Genomic DNA, 18,278 nt, shown 5'->3' on the forward strand with positions numbered 1-18,278 from the left:
GTACATACTTTTGTTGCAGTTTTGCACGTTTTTCAACAAACTCGAGGTGAACTCGGGTGCATTTAAACATAGAGATGAAAAATTACATCGATCTAATTGATCAAACCATCGAGTTTCCTACTCGCGAGTTCAATATCAATGAGAACAATGAATTATTGTTTAATAATGTGCCTATTATGGAGATTATCAAGCAATATGGTACGCCTTTAAAGGTTTCCTATTTGCCTAAGATTTCCGAACATATCGAGAATGCGAAGCTTTTGTTTCGTAATGCGATTAAAAAGTATAATTATAAAGGAAACTATACCTATTGTTATTGTACGAAATCGTCTCACTTCTCTTTCATTTTAGAAGAAGTATTAAAACAAAATGTACATTTAGAGACCTCTAGCGCCTTTGATATATCGATCATTCGCGATATGTACAACCAAGGTAAAATCTCTAAATCAACTTATATTCTTTGCAATGGCTACAAACAACCTTTGTACACGCAATATATTTCTGAGCTGATTAATGACGGATTCAATTGTATTCCCGTTCTAGATAATTTAAAGGAAATTGATTTTTACGAGAAATCGGTGACGGCTGAAAAAGTGAATTTGGCTATTCGTATTGCGACAGATGAGGAGCCGGATTTCGCGTTCTATACTTCCCGTTTGGGTCTACGTTATTCCGATGTAAATACACTTTATACCGAGAAGATTAAGCCTAATCCGCGTTTTAATTTGAAGATGTTGCACTTCTTCATTAATACAGGTATCAAGGATTCCGCCTATTATTGGTCTGAATTAAGCCGCTTCATTTACAAATATTGTGAGATGAAGAAGATTTGTCCTGAATTGGATTCAATCGATTTAGGGGGTGGCTTACCTATCCAAACTTCCTTGCAGTTTAATTATGATTACCAGGCGATGGTCGACGAAATTGTGGAATCAATCTCGTGGATCTGTAATAAAAATAATGTGCCAGTTCCGAATATTTTCACGGAGTTTGGTTCGTATACGGTGGGAGAAAGTGGGGCCGTTTTGTATGAGATTATTGACCAAAAACTGCAAAATGATAAGGAGCTTTGGTATATGATTGATGGTTCATTCATTACTCAATTACCAGATTCATGGGGTATGAATCAAAAATACATCATGTTGCCTGTGAATAATTGGGGTTTACCATACCAAAAGGTAAACCTAGGAGGTTTAACTTGCGATTCGATGGATTTCTACAACACAGAAGCCCACAGTTCCGATTTATACTTGCCTATTTTTGAAGAGGAATCAGAACGCCAATATGTTGGATTCTTCCACACAGGAGCTTACCAAGAATCCTTAGGCGGCTATGGCGGAATTCAACATTGTTTAATTCCCGCGCCTAAACATGTAATTGTAGATCGTCTGGAAGATGGAACGATTACAACTCGCTTGTTCTCTGAGGAACAAACAAGTGCACCGATGCTAGATATTCTTGGTTATCAGCAAACAGCGGAACCCATTGCAAAAAAGGAAACGCCTACGAAAGCGAAGTTAGCTTCGGTATAATATGAAAAAATGGATTTTATTCCTGGTTGTAGCTAGCGCGCTTGCCTCATGTTCGAGACAAGCCGCCTGTCCAGCCTACGGGATGACTCGTGCGAATACTAATCCTCCCAGTCAAAGGTTTTAGTCACCGCTTTCTTCCATTGCTTGCGATAATGCGCTCGCTTATCGGAATCCATCGCTGGTTTCCAGGTATGCGCAATTCCCCAATTTTTTCTAAGATCATCTAAGTTCGCCCAGTATCCTACGGCAAGTCCAGCCGCATAGGCTGCGCCTAGAGCTGTCGTTTCGATTATCTTAGGGCAGATCACCTCTTCGCCTATAATATCCGACTGGAACTGCATTAATAATTGATTGACGACCATTCCTCCGTCTACCCGAAGAGATGCAATCGGGATTCCGGCATCTTTTTCCATGGCTTCTAATACTTCCCAGGTTTGAAAAGCAGTCGCTTCTAACGCGGCGCGCGCGATATGCGATTTATTTATATAGCGTGTTAGGCCGACTAAGGCGCCACGGGCATCTTGTTTCCAATAGGGCGCATATAATCCAGAGAAAGCGGGAACAAAGTAGCATCCTCCATTGTCGTCCACTAGCTTAGCTAATTTCTCGATATCCGGGCTGTTCTTGATGATGCCCAGATTATCCCGTAACCATTGCACTAATGCACCAGTAATCGCTACAGATCCCTCTAGGGCGTAATGCACTGGATCGTTGCCTAATTGATAGGCGACGGTTGTTAATAGGCCAAATTGGGATGGAATCGCTTTCGTTCCCGTATTCATTAATAAGAAACAGCCAGTTCCGTAGGTATTTTTACCTTGGCCGGGATTGAAGCAGGTTTGGCCTACCAAAGCCGCTTGCTGATCTCCTAAAATTCCTGCTAACGGAACTCCACCCAGCACCCCTTTTGCTTTCGCATAAACGAGGGAGCTCGATTTGATTTCCGGTAGCATCGCTTTCGGGATGCTTAATACGTGTAGGATTTCGTCGTCCCAAGCACAGGTTTGCAAATCCATCAGTTGAGTGCGACTTGCATTGGTCACATCGGTGATGTGAATTCCGCCCTCTACTCCACCTGTTAAATGCCAGGCAATGAACGAATCCATCGTGCCAAAAAGCGCATCGCCTTTTTCTGCATCTGCCCGCAAACCGTCGATATTATTCAATAACCAGCGCAATTTTAACCCGCTGAAATAAGTCGCTAAGGGAAGCCCGGTTTTTGCTCTGAAACGATCCATTCCGCCGTCTTTCGCTAATTCTGCGAGCTCAGAACCCACCCGCGTATCTTGCCAAACAATCGCATTATAATATGCTTTGCCCGTTTTCTTGTTCCAAACTACCGTAGTCTCCCGTTGATTCGTTATTCCCACAGCTACTAAATCCTTTGCAGACAAGTTGGCTTTTCCCAGCGCTAAACCGATCACTTCTTGGGTATTTTTCCAAATCTCGTGCGAGTCATGCTCCACCCATCCCGCTTGGGGATAGATCTGTTTGTGCTCTTTTTGGCCTACAGAAATAATCTCTCCAGCCTTATTAAAGATGATAAAACGGGAACTCGTCGTCCCCTGATCGATAGAACCTACGTACATAGTGAATTAGTTTAGGGTCAAAATAAAGGCACCTAATACCGCTCCAGCCGCAGGGCCCAGAACCGGAATCCAAGCGTATTCCCAGCCGGAATCCCCTTTATAAGGGATAGGCAAAATGGCGTGCATAATTCTAGGTCCTAAATCACGAGCCGGATTAATCGCATAACCCGTGGTACCACCTAATCCAAGGCCGACAGCCCAGACTAAAATACCTACCATGAAGGGTCCTAAACCCGTTTCAATAGTTGAAAACGTTCCTAAAGCCACCACCGCAATTGCTGAGGCAAATGCTTCAGAAATAAAATTAAAGGGAGTATTTTTAATTGCCGGATCCGTGCAGAATGACGCACGAATAGCTCCTTTGTCCTCTGTAACATCGTAATGCGGCTTATAATGTAGCCAAACTAATAATTGCCCTAACATAGCCCCTAAAAGCTGAGCACCGATAAAGGTGGGGAATAAACTCCAATCGCCTGATTTCACACAACCTGCAATAGTGACAATCGGATTAAGGTGCGCACCCGAGCTACCGAAATAAGTAGAAACAAAGATGGCAATGGTTACCGCGAAAGCCCAAGCTGCCGCAATGGCTAATAATCCAGTGCCATTTCCTTTCGTGTCTTTTAATAACATATTGGCCACAACGCCATTTCCGAGGTATAATAGGGTCGCAGTTCCGGCGAGTTCGCCGATGAAAATTGATGACATAGGTTGAGGTTGTTATTTTGGTTTTCCAAAACTATAAAATCTTCTCAATAAAAAAATTATCTTTGATTTCAATTTGATAATTCGAAAGATGCGTGAAGATTATTTAACCGGGGATGCCGAATCACTGAACCCGCAAGAGAAGGAGTTCGATAAGGCATTGCGTCCTTTGAGCTTTTTGGACTTTTCGGGTCAAGGAAAAATTGTAGATAACCTGCAAATTTTCGTCGACGCGGCTAAAGCGCGCGAAGAAGCTCTTGATCACGTATTATTGCATGGGCCTCCGGGCTTAGGTAAAACAACTTTGTCGCACATTATTGCGAACGAATTAGGTTCTACTTTGAAAATTACCTCAGGGCCTGTTTTAGACAAACCCTCCGATTTAGCTGGTTTGCTGACGAATTTGCAGCCCTTCGATGTGCTATTTATTGATGAAATTCACCGTTTGAATCCCATAGTGGAAGAATATTTGTATTCTGCGATGGAGGATTACAAGATTGATATTATGCTAGATTCGGGTCCTAATGCGCGTAGCATTCAGATCGGATTGAATCCTTTTACCTTGATTGGCGCTACGACAAGAGCGGGATTATTGACCTCCCCTTTGCGCGCTCGTTTTGGCATAAATGCGCGTCTAGAGTATTATGACGCAGCTTTATTAACTAAAATCGTAAAGCGATCTGCTTCCATATTAGATATGCCCATCGACGAATCGGGTGCTTATGAGATTGCTAGACGAAGCCGAGGGACACCGCGTATTGCGAATAATTTATTGAGACGGACCCGTGATTTTGCCCAAATGAAGGGTGACGGTACCATCGATGTAAAGATCGCCGAAATTGCTTTGAATGCCTTGGATGTAGACCAAAATGGGCTAGATGAAATGGATAATCGCATACTTTTAACCATTATTGAGAAATTCAAAGGAGGCCCAGTCGGCTTAACGACCATCGCCACGGCTTGTGGTGAGGAGGCCGAAACAATCGAAGAAGTTTATGAACCTTTTTTAATACAAGAGGGATTTTTAAAGCGCACCTCTCGGGGGCGTGAGGCTACAGAAAAAGCGTATCGCCACGTGGGGATCGCACCTAGAGCCGAGACAGGATCTCTTTTTTAAATTACACCTATGTCAACAAAAACTAACCTAATCGCAGCGATGATGCTCGTTTCTGCGTCTGCTTTGGCCCAAATGAAATACCCCGTCACTAAGAAAATCGATCACGTCGATAATTACCACGGAACGCAAGTCGCGGACCCTTATCGTTGGCTAGAAGATGATAATAGCGAGGAGACGAAGGCGTGGGTGAAGGCACAAAATGAAGTGAGCTTTGGCTATCTAAAGCAAATTCCCTTACGCGAGGAATTCAAAAAGCGAATCGAGGCTTTAAGTAATTACGAAAAAATTTCAGCCCCCTCTCGCAAAGGAGAATGGTATTATTTCTACAAGAATTCCGGTTTACAGAATCAATCGGTTTTATATCGTCAAAAAGGCCTGCAAGGAAAACCCGAGCAGGTCATCGACCCGAACACCTTATCAAAAGACGGAACAACACGTCTTACGGTATTCTCTTTGAACAAAACAGGCAAATATGCTTGTGTAGGACTTAGCTTAAGCGGAAGCGATTGGCAAACGTATTATGTGCGTGATATGGAAACCGGCAAAAACCTAGCCGATGAGTTAAGTTGGGTGAAAGTGAGCGGTGTGGCTTGGAAAGGCAATGGATTCTATTATTCTCGTTATCCAGAACCAGGGAAAGGGAAGGAATTAAGCACGAAGAATGAAAATCACCAAGTTTGGTTTCACACGGTGGGAACAGCGCAATCCCAGGATCAATTGATTTACGAGGACGCGAAAAACCCACAACGTTTCCATACAGTTAGCACGTCGGATGATGAGCGCTTTGCCTTTTTGACGATTTCGGATCGGGGTAAAGGTTTAGATGGAAATGCGCTGTGGATTTTAGATGCTTTGAAGAAAGAAACGAAGTTCAAACCTATAGTGGCTGAACCAGGAAAATATGATTTCAGTATCGTGGATAACGATGGTGAAGTGTTGATTTTGGAGACGAACGAAGGCGCACCCAATAAAAAAATTGTTCGCATTGATCCAATGCATCCTGAAAAGGCCAATTGGAAAACGATTGTAGCGGAAAAGCCGGAGCCTTTGCAAGGGGTGAATACCGTGGGCAAACGCCTGTTTTTGAATTATTCAAAAGACGTGACCTCTCGCGTAACGATCTTTGATTACCAAGGGAAATCCTTGGGTTCGGTTAGTTTACCGGGCTTAGGAAATGCGGGTGGTTTTGGTGGTGAAAAAGAAGACAAATTTACCTTCTACACCTATTCTTCATTTAATTTTCCACCGACGATTTACCGCTATGATCTGGTAACGAATAAGTCATCTGTTTTCCAAAAACCAAACCTAGCCTTCGATCCCTCGGATTATACCGTAGTTCAAAAGTTCTATCCTTCGAAAGATGGAACCCAAGTTCCCATGTTCATCGTAAGCAAAAAGGGGATTCAATTGAACGGCAAAAATCCAACCATCTTATATGGTTACGGTGGATTTAACATCAGTTCTACTCCTTCCTTCTCCGCTAGTTTAATTCCTTGGTTAGAAAAGGGCGGAATCTATGTGGTGGCGAATTTACGTGGCGGCAGTGAGTATGGAGAGAAATGGCACGAGGCGGGGATGAAATTGAAAAAGCAAAATGTGTTTGATGATTTCATCGCTGGAGCAGAATATTTAATTCGCGAGAAATATACCTCGCCTGCTTATTTAGCTGCATCCGGACGTTCGAATGGAGGCTTATTAGTAGGAGCAGCGATTAACCAGCGCCCTGATTTATTTGCGGCAGCTTTGCCAGGCGTAGGTGTAATGGATATGTTACGTTTCCAAAAATTCACTATCGGCTGGAACTGGGTAGCCGATTACGGTAGCAGCGATAATGCGGACGAATTTAAGGCACTTTATGCCTATTCTCCATTGCAAAATATCAAGTCGATGAATTACCCTGCCACGATGGTCTTCACTTCAGATCACGATGATCGCGTAGTACCAGCGCACTCGTTTAAATATGCAGCCACTCTTCAAGAGAAGAATACAGCTGCTAAGCCGATGATTATTCGAATCGACACCAACAGCGGACACGGATCATCGAATACCGCTAAACTAATTGAATTGACGGCAGATTCTTACGCCTTTGTTCTCTATAATATGGGAGGGAAATAAAATAAAAAAAGCCTGGAAAATCTCCAGGCTTTTTCGTTCTCAAATGGTAGGCGGATTATTTAATTTCTACACGTCTAACAGCGCCGTCATTTCCTTGCGTAACACGTAAGAAATACACGCCTGTTGCAGCTTTCTTTAGATCGATTTGACCTAAGTAATTGCCTTGAAAATCTTTTACGGATTCTGTTGCGATTTCTTTTCCGTTGACATCGGATACGGCAATGCTTACATTTCCTTTTGAAGGCGCATTGAAGCGAACATTTAATTTACCATTAAATGGTTGGTTTTGCTTGCCTGAAAGACCTTGGATGGTTTTAGATCCTTTCTCTTGCATCATTTTTCTCATGCCTTTCATTTTCATGCCCGGTCTGCCCATTGGGCCATCTAATTCAATATTGAATTGGTTAGGCATTGGTGATTGCTTCCCTAAGAAAGTCATGATTTCATTATCTGGCGCCATTCCTGGACCGCCACGGCGAATAATCACACGTTTGTCTGGTCCACCTTCCGCACCACCTTCAATTCTTTCGATGATGACATTGCCCGGTTGATCTGACATGCGTGAATGGCTTTTGTTCACATCCATGCGAATGATTTTTCTCTTACCACCCGAGGCATTTACGTTGATTTCTAAGGAGTCACTAAATTTTTTAACTTCCGCATCTGCCTTATCTGAGTCAGAAAATTTCTTCTCTATGATGCGTTCTATGCCGTTCTCTATGACGACAATTTTAACAGTAGCTTCTTGTTTCTCTTGAGCAAAAGCAGCTGTGGATATACAAATGGCTAAAGCGGTGGTGAATAGGTATTTCATGATTTTTGGTTTTTGATCCGGTGCAAACTTACTAAAAGCATTGTAATCGTAAATGTTAAAGAGTGTTAATGTGATGAGCGGCCGCTATTTATCCCTTACATTTGTAGGGAATTATTTACCCTATGTCGAAACGTAAAATACGCTTATTGATTGCCTTGATGTCTTTTGCCCTCTTAGGATTAATTGGGTTTCAGGCGTATTGGTTGCGTTTTATGCTGGAGACGAAGCAGGAGAATTTTGCCAAAGACGTGCGCACTAGTCTCGACCAGGTGGTTAGAAAATTAGAAAAACAAGAACTCGTTGTTTTAGCCGAAAGACAAAAAAAATTCGAAAGTATAGCCGCTGCCCCTAAACCGAAAGTAAAACCAGCACCTGTTTTCATTGAACCAGCCATGCAGGAGGAGCATCCGGTTTTGACACCACCCCGCCAAGATGTCATTTTTGTTCGTAAATCATTTATGCTCCCTAATGGACAATTAGCGGAGGTCACCGAGGAATATACGGTGGATGAAGATCCAGAGGAGTTTAGGCAACGAATGCGTGTTGAAAAAGAGATGAATCGCATGCTGAAGAGAGAGCAGCAAAAGTTCATTAATAAAATGCGTCGTCGCCCTAATCGCCCTAGTCAAAATTTTGGGGATCGCAATGCGCAATCACAAGCACAATTAGCCAAGGAAAAATCCGAGCGACAAGATTTAGAAAAAGTATTACAGAAGACGCAATTAGCGAAAGAAGTATTCTCGGACTTTTTGTTCAAAGAAAGACCCATTCTGCAAAGAATTCAACCGGCCTATCTCGACAGCTTGATTCGCAAAGAATTAGCTGATAAAGGAGTGAATTTGGGCTATTCTTTTGGGATTCAAAGTGCTCCTAAAAATTGGACTTATACGTCCTCCCCTGAAATTAAGCAACAAAAAGCTTTGTTTGAAGCTGACTTATTTCCTAATGATTTACATCCGTCTAAGAACATATTGAAGATTTATTTCCCTGATAGTGGGGCCTTTATCTGGCAAACGATGGGTTTGAGTTTAGCTGGGTCAGGCTTATTATTGCTCGTCATGATTGGCTGTTTTTACTTCGCGGTGCTCACCATTTTAAGACAAAAGAAATTAGCGATAGTGAAGAATGATTTCATTAATAATATGACGCACGAGTTTAAAACCCCGATTACGTCCATTTCGTTGGCGACGCAATTGCTGCAAGAGGAATTGAAACCGGGAAAAAATGAGTCGATATTACGTTATTTGGGCATTATTAAAGATGAAAATACCCGCTTAGGCCAGCAAGTGGAGCGTGTCTTACAAACCGCTCAAATGGAACGCGAAGAGATTGCATTGAAACGGAAGAAGGTGGATATGGCGGCTTTAATTCATCAAGTGGTTGAAATTAATGGGCCGTTGATTGAATCAGTGAATGGGACTTTGCAGCTTTCTTTAGGGGAGCATCCTGCCATCGTGGTAGTAGATGAGGTACATATTTCGAATGTGTTGAATAATTTAATCGACAATGCGGTTAAATACAGTCCTACTAATCCGCACATTGAAATCGAGGTCACAGAACAAGGTCAAGGTATTTCCATCCAAGTTAAAGATCAGGGAATAGGAATGCCTAAAGAGGCTTTAAGCAATATTTTTGATGCGTTCTATCGCGTGCCTACGGGCAATGTGCATAATGTGAAGGGCTTTGGACTAGGCTTAAGTTATGTGAAAAAAATTGTGGAGGCCCATGGAGGGAAAGTGCAAGTGAAAAGTAAATTAGGAGAAGGAAGTACATTTGAAATCTATTTACCCTATGTCAAAAACGCCTGAAATTTTAGTCGCGGAAGATGATCCCAATTTGGGATTATTATTAACCGAATTCTTGAAAAAGAAGGGATACCACGTTGCCTGGGCTCAGAATGGGGATGAAGCATTAGATCTTTTTGTCAAAGGCTCCTTCGATTTATGTCTTTTAGACGTGATGATGCCGAAAAAGGATGGGTTTTCTTTGGCCAAAGACATTCGGGCAAACCACCAACAAGTACCCATCATATTCCTAACCGCGAAATCGATGGAGGAAGACACCCTTCACGGTTTTAAAGTAGGAGCCGATGATTATTTGACCAAACCTTTCTCGATGGAAGTACTCGTCGCAAGAATGGAAGCCATTCTTCGCAGGAGCCATTCCGATAAATCCGTACCTAGTTTAGCGGACGAAATCGCCTTAGGAAATTACACCTATATTCCTGCTAAAATGAGTTTAACCATAGGAGACATGGAATTGAAGTTTACGCCTAAAGAGAACGAATTAATGAAGCTCTTGTGCGAAAATTTAGGTCGTCCGGTGAGCAGAAGCTATGCTTTGAAATTAATTTGGGGAGATGATACCTATTTCAATGCGCGCAGTATGGACGTGTATATGACGAAGTTGCGCAAAATGCTAAAAGAAGACCCTCGCGTCCAGCTGTTGAATCTGCACGGCGAGGGTTTCCGATTGAGTGTAGAAGGGCTCTAGTTAATGTGGGTAAAGCCCGTATAAGGAACTAATGCTTCCGGAATCTTAATTCCATCTGGACCTTGGTTATTTTCTAAAATAGAAGCCACGATACGTGGTAATGCTAAAGCGGATCCATTCAAGGTATGACAAAGGATTGATTTCCCATCCACTTTTGTTCTCAACTTCAAGCGATTCGCTTGGAAAGTTTCAAAATTACTTACCGAACTAACTTCTAACCAGCGGTTTTGTGCGCCTGACCAGGCTTCCATATCGTAGGTTAGCGCAGAGGCAAATCCCATATCGCCCCCACAAAGGCGCAGGACGCGGTAATGCAAGCCTAATTTTTGCAAAAGACCTTGCACGTGTAAGGACATTTCCTCTAAAGCGGCATAAGATGATTCCGGTTTGTGAATCTGAACGATTTCAATTTTATCAAATTGATGTAAGCGATTCAAACCACGTACGTGTGCACCCCAAGATCCAGCTTCGCGACGGAAACAGGGCGTGTGCCCTACATTTTTGATCGGTAATTCTTTCTCATTCACGATCACATCGCGGTATAAGTTCGTAATAGGCACCTCAGCTGTAGGGATTAAGAACAAACCTTCTTCTTTCGTTACATACATTTGGCCTTCTTTATCTGGCAATTGCCCTGTCCCAAAACCCGATTCCTCATTAATTAAAATGGGCGGCTGAATCTCGTAATATCCTACTTTGATCGCCTCATCTAAGAAGAAATTAATCAAAGCGCGTTGTAAACGAGCCCCTTTCCCTTTGTAAACCGGGAAGCCAGCACCTGTAATTTTATTCCCTAAATCGAAATCGATGATATCATATTTCTTGATCAAATCCCAGTGAGGCTGAGCATCCGCTGGGAGCACGGGAACCGAGCCCCAAGTCAACACTACCTCGTTATCATCTGCCGTTTTTCCTTCAGGAACTGAGCTGTGAGGAAGGTTAGGCAAGGTCACTAACAAATCTGTTAATTCTTTATCCGCCGCTTTCGCCGCCTCTTCCATTTCTTTAATCGAAGCTTTCAGCGCAGCTGTTTCGGCGCGTTTCCCTTCGGCTAGTTCTTTTTGGCCTGATTGCATCAATGCCCCGATTTCTTTAGCTGCCGCATTCGATTTTTCTAAGGCGGCCTCGGCTTGTTGTAAGAGGGTTTTGCGTTGATCGTCTTGCATGATCAACTTAGCCACGATTTCAGCGGCATTCGCAACATGTTTCTTTTGTAAACCTGCGATCGTGGTTTCTTGATTCGCCCGAATGAATGGTAAAGTTAACATAGCGTGATTTTTAGAAAAGTCCTTCGTTTAACGCATTTAATGCATCATTTTTGTGTGTTGCATCCACTAATAAAGAAATATTATGTTCTGAGGCACCATACGAAATCATTCGAATTGGAATGCTTTTGATGGCATCTAATACCTTGATGGCAATACCTTCTTTATCGGCCCAGAAATTACCCACAATACAGATAATTACTTGGTTCATATCGGGATCTTCCAATTCTGCAAATTCACGAAGTTCGCTCATAATCGCATCCAAATTTGTCGTTTGATCAATAGTTACGCTGACAGAAACCTCGGAAGTGGTAATCATGTCCACCGGAGTCTTGTATTTTTCAAACACTTCGAATACGCGCTTTAAAAATCCATAGGCGTTCAACATACGCGTTGAATGGATGTATATAGCCGTGATATTGTCTTTCGCGGCAATCGCTTTGATTTCTATATCGGTCGATTTTTCAGAGATCAAGGTTCCAAAAGCAAGAGGCTCCATCGTATTTTTCAATCGAACCGGTACTCCTTTTAATTTTGCTGGCGTAATGGTACTTGGATGCAGGATTTTGGCCCCAAAATAAGCCAATTCTGCTGCCTCAGCGAAAGAAAGCTCCCGGATAGGGAAGGTGTTCTTAACGATGCGCGGATCATTATTATGCATTCCGTCGATATCCGTCCAAATCTGAATTTCCTCCGCCTGAACGGCTCCACCAACTAGGGACGCTGTATAATCCGATCCTCCTCGCTTTAAATTATCTACTTCACCCGCTGGGTTGCGGCAGATAAACCCTTGCGTCACTAAAATTTGCTTGTCTTTTACTGGGGCTAAAATCGCAGCTAATTTTTGTTCGATAAGGGCTAAAATGGGTTCGTTATCCTCATCGATGACCATAAAATCTAAGGCGGGCAACAAGGTGGAGCTGACGCCCTCTTCTTCTAAGAAAGCCTCGAAAATTTGAGTGGAAAGTAATTCGCCCAAAGCCACCATTTCCTTTTCCTGCTTTAGGGTACAGGGTGCTGTAGCAATTAATCCATCAATAAAGGCAAATTCCTTCTCTATGATGGCTTGACCCTTACCTAATCCAGCAGGGGTGGAATATAATTCGGTTAAAAATTGTTCGTAATGCGCGCGTAATTCATTCGCCTTCTCTTTTGCCTCCGCCGCGTTTCCTGCATTCAAAGATGCTGAAATAGAAAGCAAGGTATTCGTACTGCCAGAAAGGGCAGAAAGTACAACGATTTTCGGTTGACCATCCTCCGTAATTAGCTGACGGATTGATTTCATTCGCTCTGGTTTTCCGACGGAGGTACCTCCAAATTTCCAAACTTGCATGTCTTCTCGTATTATAGTCCTAACATTTTGATGGCTGTTATGGCCGCCTCATCGCCTTTATTTCCATGTTTGCCTCCCGCGCGATCCATCGCTTGTTCTTGCGTATTCGGAGTTAAAACCCCAAAAATCACCGGTTTGTCAAACTTCAAACTGACATTCGTGATTCCATCCGCCACCGCTTGGCAGATAAAATCGAAGTGCCTAGTTTCACCTTGAATCACACAGCCTAAACAAATGACCGCATCAATGTTTGGTTTTTGCGCCATTTTTTGCGCCCCTAAACTTAATTCAAAGCTACCAGGAACCTTAACACTCGTAATATTTTCTTCTTTCACCCCCAATTTCAACAGCGTATCATAAGCACCCGTATACAAGGCATGCGTTACGTCCGTGTTCCATTCTGACACCACGATGGCAAATGTTTTGTTCGAAACATCTGGCAAATGGTCTGTCGTAAAATCGCTTAAGTTTTTAAGTGCTGATGCCATGGGATGGGGTTAAAAAAACAAGGGATAAAAGCTCAAGCTCTTATCCCTCATCACATAATCTGTTCTATAAATTATTCAGAGATAGTGCTTTCTAAAATCGCTTTGTATTTCTTTGCTGGAATCGATTCAGCCGATTGGCCGTATTTCTCCACAATGATGGAATACGTATCTACTGCCTCTTTTGTTTGTTTATTTGCTTCGTAGGCATTCGCTAATTTTAGCAAATACGTAGGAGTAAAGAATTTATTGGGCTTATTTTCCGCTGCTTTCTTGTAGTAATCAATGGCATCAGATAAAGATTTCTTCTCTGAATACGCATCCCCGATTAAAGAATAAGCACGTGCTTGCACTAATAAATCCGAGCTCGAAAAGTTTTTCAATTTTTCGATTGACTGATCGAATTTCCCCTGCTTTAACAAGGTAATTCCTAAATACAAATCAGCTAAGTTTTGTGTATTTCCACCAAACTCATCCGAAACTTTCGCTAATTCTTTCGCAGCAGCAGCTGATGAATCTGATTCAAAAGCATAAACAGCTTTGAATAATTTCTTCTCGCCTTCTGCGTCTTGTGTCGCAGTATACCATTGGTAACCGAAATAAGCGGCAACGACTAAGACTAAGCCGCCTAAGATAGTTGCAATGCTAGATTTATTCTTGTCTACTAGTTCAGCAACTTTAGAAACTTCTTGTTGAAGAGCTTCTGGGCTCTCAATGATTTCAATCGATTCTACTTTTTCTTTCTTTGCCATAAGGTCATTAATTCGTTTGGCAGATTATTATTAGGTGCCAAAGGACTGCAAAATTATAAAATCTCTTTCATTTTTATCCACATTAATGGAATCTTTTGCATTTTATTTTTCAAATTTGAAGTAAATAAACCTGTATGTCCTTTAATCGCCTAGATCAAATCCACAAACTCAAGGAAACATTCGATATTTGTATTATCGGTGGTGGTGCGACAGGGGCAGGCGTAGCGCTCGATGCAACGTTAAGGGGGTACAAAGTTTTATTGATTGAAAAAGGCGATTTCTCCAGTCAAACCTCCTCTAAGTCGACGAAGTTAGTACATGGAGGAGTTCGTTACCTCGAGCAGGCCGTCCGAAATCTCGACTGGCATCAATTCAGAATGGTGTATAAAGCTTTGCACGAACGCAAAACGCTATTGCAAAATGCACCCCACCTCGCTCATCCTTTGGGATTATTAACTCCTTGTTATACACACTGGGAACGCTGGTATTACCGGATAGGGATGTGGCTTTACGATAAAATTTCTGGCAGCACGAACTTGAAATCAAGTCGCGGCTTAAGCAAAAAAGAAATTCAACACGAGTTTCCTTCCATCGAATCACAGTACTTAAGAGGTGGCGTTTTGTATTATGATGGACAGATGAATGACGCGCGCTATGCCTTAGCTATTTTGAAAGAGGCGGAACGTTTAGGGGCTTGTATTTTGAATTATGCCTGTTTGAATTCGTTTGAATTAGGCCAAAAGAGTTTAAAGATCAAGAAAGTAGTATTCAGTGATTTACTTTCTCAGGAGTCCTACACCATTGCGGTCAAAGCAGTGATAAATGCCACAGGACCTTTTACGGATTCGGTGCGGGTGCTTGCAAATCCGCGATTGAAGCCTCGAATGAAGGTGAGTCGCGGGGCCCATATCGTGTTGCCTGCTGAGTTTTGGCAAGGCGAAACCGCCCTATTAATTCCTAAAACGGATGATGGCAGGGTCATATTTGTGATTCCGTGGAGAGATTATGTGCTGGTGGGAACGACGGATGATCCGGATACCTTGTCGGAAACACCTCGCATTTTAGATTTGGAAAAGGAATACCTTATTTCGTATTTTAATCGCTATTCATCTAAGAAAGCTTCGTTAGAGAATATCAGTGCTACGTTTGTAGGCCAAAGGCCATTACTCCAAGTGCAGCTCGATTCTGCCATGAACTCCGATACGAAATCCTTAGTGCGCGATCATGAGGTGGAAGTGGATGGTCGTTCGAAATTAGTTAGTATCATGGGTGGGAAATGGACGACCTATCGCGTGATGGCCTCCGATACACTAGATGTTCTTGAAAGGGAGGTTTTACGCGTTGCGGTGAAGCCTTGCGTAACGAAGAATCATGTCTTAGTTCCTGAGTCTTTAGTCGTTTTACCTGCACATATTGCCCCAGATATTCGGAAACATTTAACCGACCTATACGGACCCAAAGCCGGCGACGTCTATGCGTGCGGTTCAGAACGTTTATTAGCGGACGAACCTTACCTGGTGGGGGAACTCAACTATGTAAAAGAGCAAGAAATGGCAGTGACTTGGGAAGATGTTTTAGCCCGCCGTTGGGGTATTTCCATGCGGGATGAAGCACTGGCAGAGCGATTAAAGGCCATAAAAAAAGAGGCTTTCGCCTCTTGATTTTAATATTCGTCCTCGTTAAAGAAGAAGTCGTCTTTGGTCGGGTAATCTGGCCAAATCTCTTCAATACTTTCAAAAGGTTGACCATCATCTTCCAATTCTTGTAGGTTTTCGACTACTTCTAAAGGAGAACCCGTACGGATTGCAAAGTCAATTAATTCATCTTTAGAGGCTGGCCAAGGCGCATCTTCTAAATAGGAGGCAAGTTCTAGTGTCCAATACATAATTTATAGCTAATAATATTTTGCGTAATAAAAGAGGGGCATTAGTTTTTTAAACCCTTCCTAAGTGCAAAAGTAAAATAAAAATGTATTTATGAAAGATTTATTTTTTAAATTTTCATTAATTATCAAAACCTTGATTTAATCTAGCTTATATGCCTAATTCAACCCCTGTTTCTGTCGAAGTTTGTGCTTATTCTTTATTTTCTTGTTTAGCGGCAGATAGAGCAGGTGCCCAGCGAGTGGAACTATGTGCGTCCCCTTGGGAAGGAGGAACAACTCCGAGTGCTGGATTAGTCGAACAAGCCTTATTGTCGACTTCCTTAGAGATTCATGCCATGGTTCGTCCTAGAGGGGGAGATTTTGTATACGACGCAGTTGAGAAGCAAACGATGCTAGCGGAGGCTCACTCTTTAATAGCACAAGGAGTACACGGGATCGTTACAGGTGCCTTATTGCCATCGGGGGATTTGGATGTGGAATTCTTACGGGAGATTAGAAAAATTACCGGTGATCGGGAATTGACTTGTCATCGTGCTATTGACGTGTCGCGTGAACCTTTGGTCGTGATGGAGGAATTGATTTCGATTGGATTTGATCGTATTTTGACGTCTGGAGGCAAAAATAAAGCCTTAGATGGAATCGAAAATCTAGCTGAAATGGTAGCCGCCTCTAAAGGTCGAATTCAAATTATGGCAGGAAGTGGGGTAAATCCAGTGAATTGCTTGGACTTTGTTCAAATCGGGGTAGATGCTATTCATTTAAGCGCCAGAACCGTCCGGAATTCTGAAATGGAATACCGACGTCCAGGAATATCCATGGGAGGTATAGCGGAGATTTCGGAATTTGAGGTAGCTTACTCGAGCGAAGAAATCATTCGAGCGGCTATCTCTAAAATTCAGAATTTATTCAGCGAATAAATCCGTGGTTTGCCATGCTTTCTCTGGCATGGTCGATATATCGTATAAACCTACTTCTGTACGCTTGTAAGTAGGTATTTTAAATTCGGCATCAGACATCATACTATGTTTGAACTTCTCGATCATTTGAGCAAAACGAGCTTCTTCAGAATCAGGAGAAACAGTCGCCAAGCTATCTAAATCGCCATCTAGTTCGACGCTATCTCCTGGATTTAAGTAGACGGGAGTCATTCGCTTCACTACTTTGCGCATGCCACCATCCATTCCACTCGAATCTTGTTCGAATCCAGCTGCAATCACAGTTAGATAAAGATCATCCCCTAACTCTTCATCCGTAGAGAAACCGAACTTAACCATATCTGCTTGCGCATCTATTCGCTCATTAAGGTATTCGATGATCGCATCTTTTTCCCAAATCAACAAATCTTTTGCACTACTCGTCGAAACAGTCACTAGAATACGCTTAGCACCTTTGATTTCTTGGGAGTTTAATAGTGGCGAATTCAAAGCCTCTACGATAGCCGCTTTTGCTCTCTCTTCACCGCTTCCTAAGGCAGAACTCATCATGGCTTGACCTGCTTTTGTCAAAACCTTTTTCACGTCCATAAAGTCCGTGTTGATATCACCAGGTTTTGCAATTACATCGACCACTGATTTAACTGCTTTTGCTAATACATCATCCGCTTTCGCAAAGGCGTGTTTTACAGCTAAATCCTTGTAATGTTCTGATATTTTATCGTTCATGATCACTAAAACCGTATCGCAATACTCTTTCAGTTCTTCAATCCCGTCTCTTGCATATTGAATTTTCTCTTTCCCTTCCCAATTGTAGGGGAATGAAACCACGGCAACGGTTAATAAATCGCGGTCTCTAGCGATCTCTGCAACAACCGGTGCAGCACCCGTCCCTGTTCCACCACCCATACCAGCCGTGATGAAAACCATTTTAGTCTCATTAGAAAGAACAGCCTTGATTTTTTCTTGACTTTCCATAGCCGCTTGCTTTCCCACCTCTGGGTCAGTCCCTGCACCTAAACCCTGTTCCCCTAATTTAATTTTAGTTTTAACTGAACTAGATGCCAAAGCTTGAGAATCTGTATTGCAGATAATCAAATCAGCGCCTTTAATCTTCAGGTTATCCATGTGCTTCACCGCATTGGATCCGCCACCCCCGATTCCGATCACTTTTATGATGGACTTAAAGGATGTTTCTGGTACTACTTCGATTTGATGGTCAAAAAAGGAGGGATTTTCGCTACTCATTGTGTAAGGTCAA

16 protein-coding genes are annotated in these 18,278 nt (G+C 42.5%); 7 read left to right on the plus strand and 9 right to left on the minus strand.

The genetic code is table 11. The features are described from left to right. Nucleotides 1-74: 74 nt before the first annotated feature. Entirely contained in the window at nt 75-1,532 is a 1,458-nt protein-coding gene (locus ACST13_RS09775) for a type III PLP-dependent enzyme domain-containing protein (RefSeq protein ID WP_459523012.1), read from the plus strand. Between the two features lie 98 nt (nt 1,533-1,630). Here the strand turns inward: ACST13_RS09775 and glpK are convergent, their stop codons facing one another. Then, nucleotides 1,631-3,121, minus strand: a complete 1,491-nt coding sequence (gene glpK, locus ACST13_RS09780; RefSeq protein WP_459523013.1) for a glycerol kinase GlpK — start codon at nt 3,119-3,121, stop codon at nt 1,631-1,633. A 6-nt stretch (nt 3,122-3,127) separates the two neighbouring features. Then, nucleotides 3,128-3,829 carry an MIP/aquaporin family protein gene (locus tag ACST13_RS09785; RefSeq protein ID WP_459523014.1) on the minus strand — a complete coding sequence of 234 codons (702 nt, stop codon included), beginning with the start codon at nt 3,827-3,829 and terminating at the stop codon, nt 3,128-3,130. A gap of 88 nt (nt 3,830-3,917) precedes the next feature. Between ACST13_RS09785 and ruvB the strand changes: the two genes are divergently transcribed. Further along, nucleotides 3,918-4,943, plus strand: a complete 1,026-nt coding sequence (gene ruvB / locus ACST13_RS09790) for a Holliday junction branch migration DNA helicase RuvB (protein ID WP_459523015.1) — start codon at nt 3,918-3,920, stop codon at nt 4,941-4,943. Nucleotides 4,944-4,952: 9 nt separating this feature from the next. Then, nucleotides 4,953-7,058, plus strand: a complete 2,106-nt coding sequence (locus ACST13_RS09795) for a prolyl oligopeptidase family serine peptidase (protein WP_459523016.1) — start codon at nt 4,953-4,955, stop codon at nt 7,056-7,058. 55 nt (nt 7,059-7,113) lie between these two features. Here ACST13_RS09795 and ACST13_RS09800 read toward each other — a convergent pair whose 3' ends face one another. After that, nucleotides 7,114-7,872: a T9SS type A sorting domain-containing protein gene (locus ACST13_RS09800; protein ID WP_459523017.1), complete on the minus strand. Its 759-nt coding sequence runs from the start codon at nt 7,870-7,872 to the stop codon at nt 7,114-7,116. 122 nt (nt 7,873-7,994) lie between these two features. Here ACST13_RS09800 and ACST13_RS09805 point away from each other — a divergent pair, with 122 nt between their 5' ends. Beyond that, nucleotides 7,995-9,680, plus strand: a complete 1,686-nt coding sequence (locus tag ACST13_RS09805) for a sensor histidine kinase (protein WP_459523018.1) — start codon at nt 7,995-7,997, stop codon at nt 9,678-9,680. Further along, entirely contained in the window at nt 9,664-10,365 is a 702-nt protein-coding gene (locus tag ACST13_RS09810) for a response regulator transcription factor (protein ID WP_459523019.1), read from the plus strand. The genes ACST13_RS09805 and ACST13_RS09810 overlap by 17 nt, the downstream gene beginning before the upstream one ends. Here the strand turns inward: ACST13_RS09810 and serS are convergent. The 4 genes from serS to ACST13_RS09830 form a co-directional block, all read right to left on the minus strand. Beyond that, nucleotides 10,362-11,633 carry a serine--tRNA ligase gene (gene serS / locus ACST13_RS09815; RefSeq protein WP_459523020.1) on the minus strand — a complete coding sequence of 424 codons (1,272 nt, stop codon included), beginning with the start codon at nt 11,631-11,633 and terminating at the stop codon, nt 10,362-10,364. The genes ACST13_RS09810 and serS overlap by 4 nt on opposite strands. A gap of 10 nt (nt 11,634-11,643) precedes the next feature. After that, a complete protein-coding gene (locus ACST13_RS09820) occupies nt 11,644-12,963 on the minus strand; it encodes an aspartate kinase (protein WP_459523021.1) in 1,320 nt (439 codons plus the stop codon). Between the two features lie 11 nt (nt 12,964-12,974). Next, on the minus strand, nt 12,975-13,451 hold the full coding sequence (gene ribH / locus ACST13_RS09825) for a 6,7-dimethyl-8-ribityllumazine synthase (RefSeq protein ID WP_459523022.1): 477 nt from the start codon (nt 13,449-13,451) through the stop codon (nt 12,975-12,977). A 71-nt stretch (nt 13,452-13,522) separates the two neighbouring features. Then, nucleotides 13,523-14,200, minus strand: coding sequence for a tetratricopeptide repeat protein (locus ACST13_RS09830; protein WP_459523023.1), 678 nt, complete (start codon nt 14,198-14,200; stop codon nt 13,523-13,525). A 134-nt stretch (nt 14,201-14,334) separates the two neighbouring features. On the opposite strand from ACST13_RS09830, the gene ACST13_RS09835 reads away from it, so the two are divergent. Continuing rightward, the gene (locus ACST13_RS09835) at nt 14,335-15,861 is read left to right on the plus strand and encodes a glycerol-3-phosphate dehydrogenase/oxidase (RefSeq protein WP_459523024.1); all 1,527 of its coding nucleotides are present in this window, start codon (nt 14,335-14,337) and stop codon (nt 15,859-15,861) included. 2 nt (nt 15,862-15,863) lie between these two features. Here ACST13_RS09835 and ACST13_RS09840 read toward each other — a convergent pair whose 3' ends face one another. Next, nucleotides 15,864-16,085, minus strand: coding sequence for a DUF2795 domain-containing protein (locus ACST13_RS09840; RefSeq protein ID WP_130895915.1), 222 nt, complete (start codon nt 16,083-16,085; stop codon nt 15,864-15,866). 152 nt (nt 16,086-16,237) lie between these two features. Here ACST13_RS09840 and ACST13_RS09845 point away from each other — a divergent pair, with 152 nt between their 5' ends. Beyond that, nucleotides 16,238-17,002: a copper homeostasis protein CutC gene (locus ACST13_RS09845; protein WP_459523025.1), complete on the plus strand. Its 765-nt coding sequence runs from the start codon at nt 16,238-16,240 to the stop codon at nt 17,000-17,002. Here ACST13_RS09845 and ftsZ read toward each other — a convergent pair. Further along, nucleotides 16,988-18,265, minus strand: a complete 1,278-nt coding sequence (gene ftsZ / locus ACST13_RS09850) for a cell division protein FtsZ (RefSeq protein WP_459523026.1) — start codon at nt 18,263-18,265, stop codon at nt 16,988-16,990. The genes ACST13_RS09845 and ftsZ overlap by 15 nt on opposite strands. Nucleotides 18,266-18,278 lie beyond the last annotated feature (13 nt).

The sequence above is a fragment of the Aquirufa sp. A-Brett2-W8 genome (assembly GCF_054558755.1).

Bases quoted from the DNA above. Each gene is read 5' to 3' on its own strand.
- ACST13_RS09775 (WP_459523012.1), top strand. From the start codon at position 75: ATGAAAAATTACATCGATCTAATTGATCAAACCATCGAGTTTCCTACT.
- glpK (WP_459523013.1), bottom strand. From the start codon at position 3,121: ATGTACGTAGGTTCTATCGATCAGGGGACGACGAGTTCCCGTTTTATC.
- ACST13_RS09785 (WP_459523014.1), bottom strand. From the start codon at position 3,829: ATGTCATCAATTTTCATCGGCGAACTCGCCGGAACTGCGACCCTATTA.
- ruvB (WP_459523015.1), top strand. From the start codon at position 3,918: ATGCGTGAAGATTATTTAACCGGGGATGCCGAATCACTGAACCCGCAA.
- ACST13_RS09795 (WP_459523016.1), top strand. From the start codon at position 4,953: ATGTCAACAAAAACTAACCTAATCGCAGCGATGATGCTCGTTTCTGCG.
- ACST13_RS09800 (WP_459523017.1), bottom strand. From the start codon at position 7,872: ATGAAATACCTATTCACCACCGCTTTAGCCATTTGTATATCCACAGCT.
- ACST13_RS09805 (WP_459523018.1), top strand. From the start codon at position 7,995: ATGTCGAAACGTAAAATACGCTTATTGATTGCCTTGATGTCTTTTGCC.
- ACST13_RS09810 (WP_459523019.1), top strand. From the start codon at position 9,664: ATGTCAAAAACGCCTGAAATTTTAGTCGCGGAAGATGATCCCAATTTG.
- serS (WP_459523020.1), bottom strand. From the start codon at position 11,633: ATGTTAACTTTACCATTCATTCGGGCGAATCAAGAAACCACGATCGCA.
- ACST13_RS09820 (WP_459523021.1), bottom strand. From the start codon at position 12,963: ATGCAAGTTTGGAAATTTGGAGGTACCTCCGTCGGAAAACCAGAGCGA.
- ribH (WP_459523022.1), bottom strand. From the start codon at position 13,451: ATGGCATCAGCACTTAAAAACTTAAGCGATTTTACGACAGACCATTTG.
- ACST13_RS09830 (WP_459523023.1), bottom strand. From the start codon at position 14,200: ATGGCAAAGAAAGAAAAAGTAGAATCGATTGAAATCATTGAGAGCCCA.
- ACST13_RS09835 (WP_459523024.1), top strand. From the start codon at position 14,335: ATGTCCTTTAATCGCCTAGATCAAATCCACAAACTCAAGGAAACATTC.
- ACST13_RS09840 (WP_130895915.1), bottom strand. From the start codon at position 16,085: ATGTATTGGACACTAGAACTTGCCTCCTATTTAGAAGATGCGCCTTGG.
- ACST13_RS09845 (WP_459523025.1), top strand. From the start codon at position 16,238: ATGCCTAATTCAACCCCTGTTTCTGTCGAAGTTTGTGCTTATTCTTTA.
- ftsZ (WP_459523026.1), bottom strand. From the start codon at position 18,265: ATGAGTAGCGAAAATCCCTCCTTTTTTGACCATCAAATCGAAGTAGTA.